The organism is Nocardia sp. NPDC059240 (assembly GCF_042753865.1).
Classification (GTDB): Bacteria; Actinomycetota; Actinomycetes; order Mycobacteriales; family Mycobacteriaceae; genus Nocardia.
In genome coordinates this window covers 953,348-966,904 of the sequence record NZ_JBHZAC010000002.1, presented here as the reverse complement: position 1 = coordinate 966,904, position 13,557 = coordinate 953,348, and the positions used below count along the sequence as shown (strand labels likewise).

Sequence of the window (13,557 nt, the reverse complement as noted above, 5' to 3'; positions counted from 1 at the left end):
CGCGCCCGGGCGGGCTCGCCGATCCTTTCTCTGCGAAAGGGGTCCGATCGGCCATGCGCTGGCGACCGAGCGTGCTGGACACCGTCCGGATAGGACTGTTGGTCGTCGGGTTGCTCTGTGTGGCAACGGGACTGCTGCCGCGGGCGGATGCCGAGGCCAACATGCGGCGGATCGCGCCGTTGCTGTTGTTTCTGGGCAGTGTGATCGTGTTGGCGAATCTGGCGCGGCGGGCCAAGGTGTTCGATGTGATCGCGCATCGGCTGGCGATCATGGCGGGTGGGAATTACGTCGGGTTGTTCCTGCTGTGCGTGTTGTTCGCGTCGACGACCACGACGGTGCTGAATCTGGATACGACGGCGGTGCTGCTGACCCCGGTCATGCTCGCGCTCGCGGTGCCTGCGCGGATTCCGCCGCTGCCGCTGGCCATGACGACGCTGTGGCTGGCGAATACCGCGAGTCTGCTGCTACCGGTGTCGAATCTGACCAATCTGTTGGCGGCCGATCGGGTGGCGTTGGATGCCACCGGGTTCGCGGCCAGAATGTGGCTGCCGCAGTTGCTTTCGATCGCGGTGACCATGGTGTGCCTGTGGTGGTGGTACTGGCGGCGCGACCAGCGGGGGACCGACCGCTACGTGGTGCCGGAGCCGATCCGTCCGGCCGATGCGCGGGAACGGGTGCTGCTGTACGCGTCCGGGGGTGCGTGCGTGCTGTTCGTGCTCGCGATTCCGTTCGTGGGGGATCGGATCGGGTTCGCGGCGGCCGTGGCCGCCGCGCTCGTGGTGCTGGTCTTCGCGGTCTGTGATCGGTCGGCGTTGCGCTGGTCGCTGTTGCCCTGGCAGCTACTGGTTTTCGTCTCGGGCCTGTTCCTGGTGGTGCCGACGCTGTCGCGGTACGGACTCTCGACGCTGATGGACCATCTGATCGGCGAGGACACCAGCGGCCCCGGCATCTTCCGGGCCGCGGGCGCGGGCGCGGCGCTGTCCAATGTCCTCAATAACTTGCCAGCCTATACGGCGGGGGAGACGGTGATCGGCCACGGTGAGCGAAATCAGCTGCTGGCCTTGCTGATCGGCACCAACGTGGGCCCGGTGGTGACCCCGTGGGCCTCGCTGGCCACCCTGCTGTGCCTGGAATTCTGCCGCAGCCACGAGGTTCGGGTGCCGATGCGTAAGTTCGTGCTCACCGGCCTGGTGCTCGGCGTGACCGCGACCGTCGCCGCCACCGCGGGCCTGCTGCTCACCGGCTAGAACGTATTCACCGGCCGCAGTGCGTATTCCACGATCTCGGTGACATCCTCGTCGGTGTACATGACGGGCAGGCCCAGCCCCAGCTGATCGAGCAGGCGGCGCGTCTGCACGATGGTCGGCTCGGTCGGCGGCCGCAGTTCGGTGTCGCGGCCCAGCGGGATCTGCCGTCCCTGTTTGAAGCTCACCGCCAATTCCCGCGCCAGATCCGAGTATTGGGTCTTGCCGTGCTCGAACTGCAGTCCCGGGGTATTGGAGCCGCGCTGGTTCACGATGACGATCTCGTCGGACATGTCCCACCGGTACGTGGTCAACGCCGGTGACAAGGCCAGGTCGATGCTGAGGAACTCCGACTGCTGGCGGTACCACGCGCACGCCAGTACGGTCCCGTAGGACTGTTTGCGGATCCGGTCCGCCGTCCACGGCCGCCCGTTCGCGTCCCCGCCCGGTTGCAGTGAATTGCGGTACAGCGCCTCGGCCTGGCAGAGCTGTTCGTTGCCCGGGTCCAGAATCTCCACCTGCAGATTCATCAGCTGATGTTCGGCGCGGGCGCGGTCGAGGAAGAACGGCAGTGTGGTCACCCGCGCCGAGGTTCCGGTGCCGCCCTTGTAGATCCAGCGATTGCTGGTGCGCCGGGCGCGGGCTTGCGCCTGATCGACCTCGGCCCCGTAGAGCAGCCGGACTGCGGCGGTCTCCTGCACCAGGCGGGTGACGCGATTGCGGTCCCGCAGGATCGTCACCGCCAGCAGGCTCAGCACCAGCAGGATCGCGCCGCTCACCAGATTCGAGCTGGCATTGGTCTTGTCCAGAACCTCGAGCAGGATGACGGTGGCCGCGATGACCAGCGTCACGACCCCGTCGATATTGAGCCGGAGCCACGTGGCGAACCGCATCAACATGGCGTCCTCCCCCGTAATGCACCCCCAGGATAAGTGCCCGACCCGACACGGCGCAGCGAACCGGTCGACCCGGATCCGGCGTAGCATGACCGAGCGGTAACAGGGCAGAAGTGCCGGTCAGCCCGAAATCAGTAAGGAGCACATGGTGGGACAGGTCAGCGCCTCCAGTTCGATCGTCGTCGCGGCGGATCCGAAGCGCACACTCGACGCGATCGCCGACTACGAGACAGTCCGGCCGAAGATCCTCTCCTCGCACTACCGCGACTACAAGGTGGTCGAGGGTGGACAGGGCGCGGGCACGGTCGCGGAGTGGACGCTGCAGGCCACCGAGTCCCGGCAGCGCAATGTGCGTGCCGCGGTCTCGGTCTCCGATTCCATGGTGACCGAACGGGATTCGAACTCCTCGATGGTGACCGCGTGGACCGTGACCCCGTCGGGTTCCGGCTCGCTGGTCACCGTGCGCACCACCTGGAAGGGTGCCGGCGGCATCGGCGGCATCTTCGAGGGCATCTTCGCACCGATCGGCCTGAAGAAGATCCAGGCCGAGGTGCTCGAGAATCTGAAGCAGGAACTCGCCTAGTTCCCGGTATCGCTCAATCCTGGGCGATGTCGAAGAGGTTGCCCTCCGGGTCGCTGAGCGTCGCCCACTTCACGCCGTATTCGTCGAAGTCCGCGATGTGCTTGGCCCCGAGGGCGATCGCCTTCGCGATCTCCGCCGGCTGATCCGGTGAATGCAGGTCCAGGTGCACGACATTCTTGCCCGGGTTCTTGTCGTGCACCGCGATGAACATGAATGTCGGTGTGGCGGCGTCATTGTCGATGGTCGCGAAATGTTCGTTCGCGCCGTCGTCGACCGGACGCTCGAACAGCTCCGCGTAGAACCCCGCCAGTGCGGCGGCGTTCTGGCAGTCGAAGGTGATGTTGCCGAGGGACAGTGCCATGGTGCTCTCCTTTTCAGAGCCGGCCGATCGGCCAGCAGACTTCGGTGCGGTAATCGGCCGGTTCGGCGTCGCCGGGACCGACCAGGTAGCGCTCGCGAACGGGTTCGGCGAGCGCGGAATCGTGTTCGGCCACATGGCTGCCCAGCGCGCCGTAGGTGCGGTCGAATTCGGTGAACGGGCCCGCGTGCACCGCGATGGCGAAGCGGCGGGCGGGCAGGTCGAGGACGGCGTCGAAGCGTTCGCGATGGCCGGCCTCGATGGGCACGAAGGTGACCACCTCGCCGCGGTCGTATTCGAAGAACTCGGGTGCGTAGGTCGCGCCCCCGGGCCCGGCGGGTGCCAGACCGGCGGCCCCCACCTGCTCGTAGAGCGTTCCGAAGCTGTACTCGCACCACTGATCACAGTCGTCGCGCGCCACCTCGGACGTCATCGCCAGCACGGGATGGCTTGGGATGGACCGGTATTCGACGCTGATCCCGGCCGACGGCAGCAGCAACGCCTTGAGCGAGGCCACCACGTCGCGGGTGCGCACCAGCTCCGCCTCCATGCGTTCCAGGTGCACGCGGATGGCTTCATCGCGTGCCGTCTGATCCGGTGCCGCCATAACCGCCCTGATCTCCGGCAGCGGCATGTTCAGCTCCCGCAGCCGCTTGATCAGATGCGCCTGGTCCACCTGCGCGGTCGAATAGAACCGGTAGCCGGTGCCCGGATCGATCGTGATCGGCTGCAGCAGTTCGATCTCGTGGTAGTAGCGCAGCGTCTTGATGGTCAGGTAGGTGAGCCGGGAGAACTCGCCGATGGGAACCGTCGCTGTCATGCCCTTAGCGAACACCCTCCAGCGAGGGGAGAGTCAAGCGGAGCGGCGCGCGTCGGCGACTAGGCTGGGGAGCGATCACCATCCCCCAGGAAGGACGCGCCGTGCAGCCCGGTGAAGGTTTCGACATGCAGGCCTTGATGGCCCAGGCCCAGCAGATGCAGCAGGCGGTCATGGCCGCGCAGCAGGAGATCGCGGAATCCGAGGTCGAGGGCGAGGCGGGCGGCGGCCTGGTGCGCGCCCGGATCAAGGCCACCGGTGAGGTGCTGGCGCTGACCATCGACCCGAAGGTGGTCGACCCGGAAGACATCGAGACCCTGCAGGATCTCGTCATCGGCGCGCTCAACAACGCCATGGAGTCCGCCCAGAACCTGGCCGCCGAGCGGCTCGGCCCGCTTGCCGGTGGTTTCGGCGGCGGCGCGCTCCCCGGATTCTGAGCGGGCGGCGTAGGTGTACGAGGGTCCGGTTCAGGATCTCATCGACGAGCTGGGCAAACTGCCCGGCATCGGCCCGAAGAGCGCGCAGCGCATCGCCTTCCACTTCCTCACCGTGGAGCCGCCGGAGATCGACCGCCTGCAGGCGGCGCTGCAGAAGGTGCGTGACGGCGTGCGGTTCTGCGCCGTCTGCGGCACCGTCTCCGATGGTGAACTCTGCCGCATCTGCGCCGACCCGCGCCGCGACCGCACCATGATCTGTGTGGTCGAGGAGCCCAAGGATGTGCAGGCCATCGAGCGCACCCGCGAATTCCGCGGTCGCTATCACGTGCTCGGCGGCGCACTCGATCCATTGTCGGGTATCGGTCCCGATCAGCTCCGCATTCGGGAACTGCTGACCCGCATCGGAAATCAGGACGACGGCGTGGATGTCACCGAGGTCATCATCGCCACCGACCCGAATACCGAAGGTGAGGCGACGGCCACCTATCTGGTCCGCATGTTGCGAGACTTCCCGGGCCTGAGCGTGACTCGCCTGGCCTCGGGCCTGCCCATGGGTGGCGACCTCGAATTCGCGGACGAATTGACCCTGGGCCGAGCACTTTCCGGCCGCCGGGCGCTGTAGAAGCTATGTCCAGGTCGGCGGTGCGGGGAGCGCCGCCGGCTGGGGGCATGGAATGTGCTGCACATTCCTGGGGATATCCGCGCCCGCGCCGCTGGCGTGCAATGCCACCGCGATCGCGAAGGTGGCCGCCAATCCGGCCACTACCGCCAACCCTTTACGCATGGTTCCTGCGCTCAATGTCGGACGTAGCTTCATAACTGAACATTAGCTTTCCTGCACGCGCGTAGCCTTCATTGCAGGGGTGGGCGAGCCGAAATTGAAATCTCTCTGTTATTCGAGGCTCAGAACGTGAGCTGTTGCCATTCGAGTGCGGTGAAGCCCGAACGATCTCTGGTCGCCCATCCCCAGATTAGATCGGCGACAATTCGCGAGTCCGTAGCTGCGGCGGCGAAATGCTTATCCTCGGAACCGTCGCGGTATTCGAGGTCGTAATGCCCGTCCGGATGCCGATAGGTCTGGATGTAGACCTGATCACCGGTTTCCACGATCAGATACGGGCCGGGCTGCCCCAGATCGGGAATCCATTCGTCGACGAGTTGTCTTGTCAGGTACGGAAATTCCCCCGCGCCACCGTGGGTGACGGCCGCGGTGACCGACTCCGCCGGATCGCTGAGCCAGGCCAGCTGCGGATCCCACACCGCGTATCCGCGCGGCGTGCCCAGCTCGAAGAGCAGGCCGCGGGTGTGCCCGATGGCGTCGTAGGGCGTGGACACGAACAGCGCCGCGCCCAGCACGCCGTCGGCCGCCGGTGCGCCCAGGAAGCTGTCGATCTCCGATAGTTCCGCATTGCGCTTGTCGAGTTCGGCGGCGATCTCGGCGACCACAGCATCGGCCGGGCGACCTTCCTGCGCGGTCAGATAGTCGTCCACCGCATCGGGGGACGCGGCGGCACCGGAGGGCAGTAGAACCAGGTCGTAGCTCACCCGGCCAGGCTAGTGGCTACCCGGTCCGGTCCTGCCGACCGGTCCGTAGCTCCGGTGTCGCGCAACTACAGCCGCCCGCCACATCCGAGCAATCGGCCACGAACAGGTGTCGTGCCCGGCCGGTATCGAAACAGTCCGATTCGGTGCATTCCACCGAACCCGCGGCGTGCACGATCAGTGTCCCGTGGCAGTGATCGAGGGCCGATTCACACAGTGCGCATCCGTTCGGTTGCACCGCTGCCTCCTTCACGCGTCGTTACGGTGATATCACCCGCGTGCGACAACTGTGGGAGCTCACCGCGTGTCGTCCGATCTGTCGGAAAAACGCCCGCGTGGCAGGGCCTCGTCGTGGTGAACTGGAGAGATGGGGATCAAGGTTTCCCTCGAGCACCGCACCACCTATTCCTTCGACCATCCCGTGCGCGTCCATCCGCACGTGGTCCGGCTACGCCCGGCCCCGCATACGCGCACCACCATCGAGGCGTACTCGCTGCGGGTCACCCCGGGGAACCACTGGGTGAACTGGCAGCAGGACGCGTTCGGGAACTTCCTGGCGCGCTTGGTCTTCCACGAGCCCACGCCGGAACTGTCCATCGTGGTCGGCTTGATCGCCGATATGGACGCCATCAATCCGTTCGACTTCTTCGTCGAGGAGCAGGCGGAGCAATTCCCGTTCGGCTACTCGCTGCAGCTGCTCTCCGACCTGGAGCCGTACCTGCGCCCGGTGGACGAGGGCGAAGACGGTTCCGGGCCAGGGGAATTGGTGCTCGACTGGGTGCAGCGCCACACCCCTGCCGATCGGCCGCGCACCATCGAATTCCTGATCGCCGTGAATCAGGCGCTGCGCCAGGATGTCGGCTACACCGTCCGGATGGAACCGGGCGTGCAGACACCCGATCACACCTTGCGCTCCGCCCTGGGCTCGTGCCGGGATTCGGCGTGGCTGCTGGTCTCCATCCTGCGGGAATTCGGCCTGGCCGCGCGCTTCGTCTCCGGCTATCTCATCCAATTGGCCCAGGACGTACCGTCTCTGGACGGACCCTCGGGCCCGCCCGCCGACTTCACCGACCTGCACGCCTGGACCGAGGTATTCCTGCCCGGCGCGGGCTGGGTGGGCCTGGACCCCACCTCCGGCCTGTTCGCGGGTGAGGGCCACATACCGCTGGCCGCCACCCCGCATCCGGTGTCCTCGGCCGCGATCACCGGCTCCACCGACCCGGTCATCTCGACCCTCGACTTCTCCAATACCGTGCGCCGCATCCACGAGGATCCGCGAGTCACCCTGCCCTACACCCATTCTCAGTGGGAGCGCATCAGCGTGGCGGGCGCGGCCGTGGACGCCCGCACCGAAGCGGCCGGAATCGCCCTGACCGTCGGCGGCGAGCCCACCTTCGTCTCCCTCGACGATCAGACCGGTCCGGAATGGACCACCGAGGCCGACGGCCCGCACAAGCGCGAACGCGCCGCGGACCTGGCCGAACGCTTGCGCCGCATCTACGCCCCGACCGGTCTGGTGCAGTACCGGCAGGGCAAGTGGTATCCGGGAGAGCCCTTGCCGCGCTGGGAAATCGCCCTGCTGTGGCGCGACGACGGCGAACCGCTGTGGCGGCATCCGGAATTGCTCACCCACCCGTTCTCGATCGACCCCGATCCGAAGCCCGACACGGCCGACACGACAGGGCCGCTCGAGACCGATACCGCCCGGCCGATCGCGACCGACGGCCCGGTGGCGCAAGGCAATGGCGGTACGCGGCGGCGCAAGAACGGAGTGCAAGGTCGTCGCATCGATGCCGCGCCGATGCGCGGCGCGAGCGATGCGCCGGGGCCGCGCGGTGCTGCCGCGGAGCCTTCCGGGCATCGGGCCACGTCCGGATTGTCGATCTCCGCGACCACCGTGGAGGACGCGCCGCAGACCGCGGACGCGCAGGCCGCGCGAGCGCTGATCGCCCACCTCGCCCAGGGTTTGGGCCTGCCCGACAGTCAGGTGCGCCCCGCCTACGAGGATGCGCTGCTGCGTCTGGCGGCGAAAGCCGCGGTTCCACACGGTGATCCGGTCCGGGCCGACGAGGATCTGGAGGCGGGCCAGGATTCGCTCTCGGCGCGCCGGAAACTGCTGGCGCGGTTGGACAATGCGGTCGACGAGCCCGCCGCCTACGTGCTGTCGCTGTATCGCCGCGATGACGAGGCGGGTTGGGCGAGTGCCGACTGGCGACTGCGCCGGGGCCGAATCATGTTGACGGAGGGCGATTCTCCGGCCGGTCTGCGCCTGCCGTTGGGTTCGATCACCTGGAACGCGCCCCCGCCGCGCCCCGAGGCGGACCCGTTCGCGCCGCGCCGGCCGCTGGGCGAGGACGAGCCGCCCGCGGTGGTGGAATCCGCCGAGCGCGCGCCCATCACCGCCGTGGTGGCCGAGGTGCGCGGCGGTCGGCTGTTCGTATTCCTGCCGCCCATCGCGGAATTCGGCGCCTATTGCGATCTGGTGCGCCGGGTGGAGGAGGCGGTCGTCGCCCTCGGGCGGCCGGTCGTACTGGAGGGCTATCCGCCGCCCGCCGACGGCAAGTTGCACACGCTGTCCGTCGCCCCGGATCCGGGCGTGATCGAGGTGAACGTCCAGCCCACTTCGGGTTTCGCCGAGCAGTCTCAGCTGCTCGACACCCTCTACGAACAGGCCCGGCTGGCCCGGCTGAGCACCGAATCCTTCGATGTGGACGGCACCGACCGGGGCACCGGCGGCGGCAATCACATCACACTGGGCGGTGCCACCCCGGCGCGGTCGCCGCTGCTGCGGCGACCGGATCTGCTGGTCTCGATGCTGACCTATTGGCAGCGGCATCCGGCGTTGTCGTATTTGTTCTCGGGGCGCTTCGTGGGTCCGACGTCGCAGGCTCCGCGCGTAGACGAGGGGCGCGAAGACGCCTTGTACGAGTTGGAGATCGCGTTCGCGGAGATCGCCCGGCTCAACCGTGCCGACGATTCGGACGCCGTCGCCCCACCCTGGGCGGTCGACCGCGCGTTGCGGCACCTGCTCACCGATCTCACCGGCAATACCCACCGTGCGGAGTTCTGTATCGACAAGCTCTTCAGCCCGGACTCGGTGCGCGGCCGCCTCGGCCTGGTCGAGTTGCGCGGGTTCGAGATGCCGCCGCACTTCCGCATGGCCATGGTGCAGTCGCTGCTGGTGCGCGCGCTGGTGTTGCGCTTCTGGGAAGACCCGTACACCGCGCCGCTGATTCGGCACGGCGCGAATCTGCACGGCCGTTATCTGTTGCCGCATTTCCTGCAGGCCGATATCGCCGAGGTCGCGGCCGATCTGCGCGCGCACGGTATCGAATTCGATACCAGTTGGCTCGATCCGTTCTCCGAGTTTCGTTTTCCGCGCTTCGGCACGGTGGTACTCGGGGATATGGAAATCGAACTGCGCGGGGCGATCGAGCCGTGGAACACGCTCGGCGAGCAGACCACCGTCGCCGGGACCGCCCGCTATGTCGACTCCTCGGTGGAACGCCTGCAGATCCGGGTGACCGGGGCCGACCGGGACCGCTATGTGGTGACCTGCAACGGTTTTCCGCTGCCGCTGATCGCGGCCGGCCGGGCCGACGTGCAGGTGGCGGGCGTGCGCTATCGGGCCTGGCAGCCGCCGGAGTCCCTGCATCCGACGATCACCGTCGACGCGCCCCTGGTCTTCGACGTGATCGAACTGGAGACCGGTCTGTCGCGGGGCGGCTGCACCTATCACGTGAGCCATCCCGGCGGCATGTTCTATGCCGGACCACCGGTGAATTCGGTGGTGGCGCAATCGCGGCGCAACCGTCGCTTCGAATCCACCGGCCACACCCCGGGTCCGGTGGATATCGCCGATTTGCGTGCCAAAATGGCTATACAGGCGACAGACATCGGCGCACCCGGGATACTCGATCTGCGTAGGGCGCGGACCGTGTGGGGCATCGTCGGCGATCGATAGGCATACCCGGGGAAGTGGTAGCGGTGACAGTGCTCGACGCAGTGCCGCCCGGGGACGCACGTCGCGAAGTGCTCGGTGAATTCGCGAATTACCGTGCCGCCGCGGCCGACACCGGCGCACGGGACGCCTGTGGCATACCCACCGGCGGCTACTACGACGAACTCGTCGATCGCGACGGCCGCCTGCGCAGCATGTGGGCCGACCTGTCCGCCGAGTTCCTCGACCAGGGCCGCGCCGGCCTGCACCGGATCGACGATCGGGTCCGCCGCCTCATCGAGGACGACGGCATCACCTACACCGAACTCACCACCGGCGAGGAACCCGCCACCCCGTCACCGTGGCGGTTGGATCCGATCCCGCTGCTGCTGTCCGACACCGACTGGGCCACGCTGGAATCCGGTGTGGTGCAACGCTCCCGGCTGCTGGACGCGCTGCTCACCGACATCTACGGCCCGCGCCGCACCCTCGTCGAGGGCCTGCTGCCGCCCCGGGTGGTGTTCGCCCACCGTGGGTATGTGCGTGCGGCGCACGGCATCTCGTTGCCGGGACGGCATCAGCTGTTCCTGCACGCCTGCGATGTGAGCCGCTGGAGCGACGGCGGTTTCCGGGTCCTCGCCGACTGGGCGCAGGCGCCCTCCGGCGCGGGCTATGCGCTGGCCGACCGTCGGGTGGTCTCCGCCGCCATCCCCGAGGCCTTCGAACTGGCCAGCCCGCGCCCGCTCACCCCGTTCGTGCGGGCCATGCGCCTGATGCTCATCGAGGCCGCCCCGCAAGCCGCCGACGAGGATCCGGTGGTGGTGGTGCTGAGCCCGGGCGTGCACTCCGAAACCGCCTTCGACCAGGCGTATCTGGCTTCTGTACTGGGCTTCCCACTGGTCGAGAGCGCCGACCTGGTGGTGCGGGACGGCCGGTTGTGGATGCGCTCGCTGGGCACCCTGAAACGCGTCGACGTGGTGTTGCGCCGGGTGGACGCCGAATTCTCCGATCCCCTGGACCTGCGGCCGGATTCGCGTCTGGGTGTGGTCGGTCTGGTGGAGGTGTTGCGGCGCGGCGCGGTCACGGTGGTCAACACCCTGGGCAGCGGGCTGCTGGAGAACCCCGCGCTCTCCGCGTTCCTGCCCCGACTGTCGCGGCGGCTGCTGGACGAGGAACTCACGCTGCCCGCAATCGACTCCTATTGGGGCGGTGACGATTCCGAACGGTCCCACCTGAGCACCAACCTGCACCGCCTGATTCTGCGCTCCGCGGTCGACGACACCACTGTCTTCGGCCCCCTGCTCACCGCCGTCCAGCGTGCGGAGTGGCGTGCCCGCATCGAGGCCGAAGGCTGGAAGTGGGTCGGCCAGGACCCGGCCCGATTCTCGGTCGCCCCGGCCGTCGACCCTGCGGGCGGACTGGCCGCCGCGCCCGTCGAGTTCCGGCTGTTCTCCCTGGCCGGCCGCGTCGGATACCGCGTCATGCAGGGCGGTTTGGGGCAGCTGCATCAACGCGGCGGACCCGACGGCATGATCGGCGAGGCCGCCGCCAAGGACGTCTGGGTGCGGGCCGCGCCCGCTGCCGTCCCGGCCGTGCCCGCCGTCGAGGTGCCCGAGGAGCGGGAGCGTCGCGTGGCCGCCCTCACCCCGGTGGATGTGGTCAGCTCGCCGCGCGTGCTCAACGACCTGTTCTGGCTGGGCCGCTACGGTGAGCGCGCCGAGGTGACCGTGCGCCTGCTCAGCGCCATCCACGACCGCCACCAGGACTACCGCTACCGGCCGTGGATGGAGGGCGCGGAGGCCATGCCGATCCTGATGGCCGCCCTCGGCCGGATGACCGGAGCCCCCTTGCCCGCACCGAAGCGAAGTGTGGCGCAACGTGAATCGGCGGAGCGGCGACGCACCCGCCGGCGTCAGGCGCAGAGCCAATCGCAGGGGCAGTCGCAGTCGCAGTCTCAGTCTCAGTCTCAGTCTCAGTCTCGAACGAAGCCCTCGGGCCGCCGCGAGTACTCCGACGAGCCGACCGTCCCGATCGCGCTGCCCGGCGCGTCCCGCCGCGATCACGACTACCTGGTCTCGCTCACCATCGACCGTGAACTCGCCGGTTCCGTCGCCTATTCCGTGGAGCGCTACGCGAAAGCCGCACGCGCCGTGCGTGATCAGCTCTCACCCGACACTTGGATGGTGCTCGGCGCCATCGACCGCGCCCTGGCCGAATACCGTGGCGGGCGCGGCGATCGTGGTGCGGCACTGTCGGCCGTGCACTCCAAGACGCTGTCGGGTCTGCTGGCCCTCACCGGCATCGACGCGGAGTCCACCGTGCGCGACACCGGCTGGCACGTCATGGATATCGGCCGCCGCATCGAGCGCGCGCTGGCGCTCTCGGCGCTGCTCGCCTCGGCCCTCACCGACAGCTACCCGCCCGAGTCCGGCCGGGTGGTGACCGACGCCGTGCTGGCCGCCACCGTGTCGGCGGTGAGTTACCGTCGCCGCCACCGGGATTCGGTCCGGATCGCCGCGGTGGCCGGGCTGCTGCTCTTCGACGAGCACAATCCGCGCTCGCTGGCCTATCAGCTGGACCGCCTGGACGCTGACTTCCTGTCCTTGCCCGGGGCCTCGGGATCCTCACGCCCGCAACGACTCCTGGCCGATGCCCAGCGCATGCTGCGCCGCGTGGACCCCGCGGACCTGGAGGCCACCGACGCCACCGGCCGCCGCACCGACCTGGCCGAACTGCTCGACGGCGTGCACCTGCGGCTGCGCAAGCTGTCGGACTCCTTCGAGGCGACCCGGCTCGCGGTGCCCCGCGACATCCAGCCCCTGTGGGGCTCCACCAGGGTGGTGGGCTAGCTCATGCGACGGCTCCGGGTGCTGCACCGCACCGTCTACGTGTACTCGGATGTGGTCAACAGCTCCTACGGCCGTGCGTATCTCACGCCGCGAGAGTTTCCGGGCCAGCGGCTGCTCTCGCACGACATCCGCGTTGATCCGGTCCCCTCGGACCGGTCGGTGGGCACCGATGTGTACGGCAACACCACCCTCTATTTCCATGTCACCGCCGAGCACCGCCGCCTCGAGGTGACCGGTGAATCCCTCGTCGAGATCACGCCCCCGTCGGCCCCCGACGACCAGCCCGCCTGGGAACAGGCCCGCCCCACCAGCGAAAACGGGCCGCTCGCAGTCGAATTCACGCTGGATCTGACGCCACCGGAGATCATTCCCGAGGTCGCCGCCTACGCGGCCGAGACCTTCCCGCCCGGCCGCCCGCTCCTCGACGCGATCAAGGAACTGACCGCGCGGATCAATACCGATTTCACCTACGAATCCGGGTCCACCACCGTCAGCACCCGCGTCGCCGACGTGTTCGCCGACCGCCGCGGTGTCTGCCAGGACTTCGCCCGCCTGGCCATCGCCTGCCTGCGCTCGCAGGGCCTGGCCGCCCGCTACGTCTCCGGCTACCTCGCCACCGACCCGCCGCCCGGCAAGGAACGCATGGTCGGCGCGGACGCCACCCACGCCTGGGCCGCCGTCTGGCTGCCCGGCGGCCATGGCGCCGACGGCGAGCCCGGCCACTGGATCGGCTTCGACCCCACCAACAATCAGTTCGTCGACGACCGCTACGTCACCGTCGGCTGGGGCCGCGACTACGCCGACGTGCCGCCGCTGCGCGGCATCATCTACACCGACGCCAAAAAATCCACCATCGCGGTCTCCGTGGACGTCGCCCCGGTCGAGGACTGA

12 protein-coding genes are annotated in these 13,557 nt (G+C 68.3%); 7 read left to right on the top strand and 5 right to left on the bottom strand.

Translation table 11 applies throughout. The features are described from left to right. The first annotated feature begins 53 nt into the window (after window positions 1-53). A complete protein-coding gene (locus ACFXHA_RS10145; protein ID WP_379354936.1) occupies window positions 54-1,247 on the top strand; it encodes an SLC13 family permease in 1,194 nt (397 codons plus the stop codon). Here ACFXHA_RS10145 and ACFXHA_RS10140 read toward each other — a convergent pair. Beyond that, the gene (locus tag ACFXHA_RS10140) at window positions 1,244-2,143 is read right to left on the bottom strand and encodes a hypothetical protein (RefSeq protein WP_379354934.1); all 900 of its coding nucleotides are present in this window, start codon (window positions 2,141-2,143) and stop codon (window positions 1,244-1,246) included. The two genes, ACFXHA_RS10145 and ACFXHA_RS10140, sit on opposite strands and share 4 nt — an antisense overlap. Before the next feature lie 145 nt (window positions 2,144-2,288). On the opposite strand from ACFXHA_RS10140, the gene ACFXHA_RS10135 reads away from it, so the two are divergent. Continuing rightward, window positions 2,289-2,723, top strand: a complete 435-nt coding sequence (locus ACFXHA_RS10135) for an SRPBCC family protein (protein WP_379354932.1) — start codon at window positions 2,289-2,291, stop codon at window positions 2,721-2,723. 13 nt (window positions 2,724-2,736) lie between these two features. On the opposite strand, the gene ACFXHA_RS10130 is transcribed toward ACFXHA_RS10135, so the two are convergent. Further along, a complete protein-coding gene (locus ACFXHA_RS10130) occupies window positions 2,737-3,084 on the bottom strand; it encodes a VOC family protein (protein WP_379354930.1) in 348 nt (115 codons plus the stop codon). A 13-nt stretch (window positions 3,085-3,097) separates the two neighbouring features. Next, window positions 3,098-3,901, bottom strand: coding sequence for a MerR family transcriptional regulator (locus ACFXHA_RS10125; protein ID WP_379354928.1), 804 nt, complete (start codon window positions 3,899-3,901; stop codon window positions 3,098-3,100). 101 nt (window positions 3,902-4,002) lie between these two features. Between ACFXHA_RS10125 and ACFXHA_RS10120 the strand changes: the two genes are divergently transcribed. Both ACFXHA_RS10120 and recR read left to right on the top strand, forming a co-directional pair. Then, window positions 4,003-4,335 (top strand): YbaB/EbfC family nucleoid-associated protein, encoded by a 333-nt coding sequence (locus ACFXHA_RS10120; protein ID WP_379354926.1) that lies wholly within the window; start codon window positions 4,003-4,005, stop codon window positions 4,333-4,335. Window positions 4,336-4,348: 13 nt separating this feature from the next. Continuing rightward, window positions 4,349-4,957 (top strand): recombination mediator RecR, encoded by a 609-nt coding sequence (gene recR, locus ACFXHA_RS10115; protein ID WP_379354924.1) that lies wholly within the window; start codon window positions 4,349-4,351, stop codon window positions 4,955-4,957. A 3-nt stretch (window positions 4,958-4,960) separates the two neighbouring features. Here the strand turns inward: recR and ACFXHA_RS10110 are convergent, their stop codons facing one another. Both ACFXHA_RS10110 and ACFXHA_RS10105 read right to left on the bottom strand, forming a co-directional pair. Further along, window positions 4,961-5,119 carry a hypothetical protein gene (locus ACFXHA_RS10110; RefSeq protein ID WP_379354922.1) on the bottom strand — a complete coding sequence of 53 codons (159 nt, stop codon included), beginning with the start codon at window positions 5,117-5,119 and terminating at the stop codon, window positions 4,961-4,963. 119 nt (window positions 5,120-5,238) lie between these two features. Next, the gene (locus tag ACFXHA_RS10105; protein ID WP_379354920.1) at window positions 5,239-5,880 is read right to left on the bottom strand and encodes a hypothetical protein; all 642 of its coding nucleotides are present in this window, start codon (window positions 5,878-5,880) and stop codon (window positions 5,239-5,241) included. A 364-nt stretch (window positions 5,881-6,244) separates the two neighbouring features. Between ACFXHA_RS10105 and ACFXHA_RS10100 the strand changes: the two genes are divergently transcribed. Genes ACFXHA_RS10100 through ACFXHA_RS10090 form a run of 3 tightly spaced genes read left to right on the top strand, consistent with a single transcriptional unit; the run spans window position 6,245 to window position 13,557 of the window. Beyond that, window positions 6,245-9,841, top strand: coding sequence for a DUF2126 domain-containing protein (locus tag ACFXHA_RS10100; protein WP_379354918.1), 3,597 nt, complete (start codon window positions 6,245-6,247; stop codon window positions 9,839-9,841). 23 nt (window positions 9,842-9,864) lie between these two features. Continuing rightward, on the top strand, window positions 9,865-12,666 hold the full coding sequence (locus ACFXHA_RS10095) for a circularly permuted type 2 ATP-grasp protein (protein ID WP_379354916.1): 2,802 nt from the start codon (window positions 9,865-9,867) through the stop codon (window positions 12,664-12,666). A gap of 3 nt (window positions 12,667-12,669) precedes the next feature. After that, complete coding sequence (locus ACFXHA_RS10090; RefSeq protein WP_379354914.1) at window positions 12,670-13,557, top strand: transglutaminase N-terminal domain-containing protein; 888 nt, start codon at window positions 12,670-12,672, stop codon at window positions 13,555-13,557.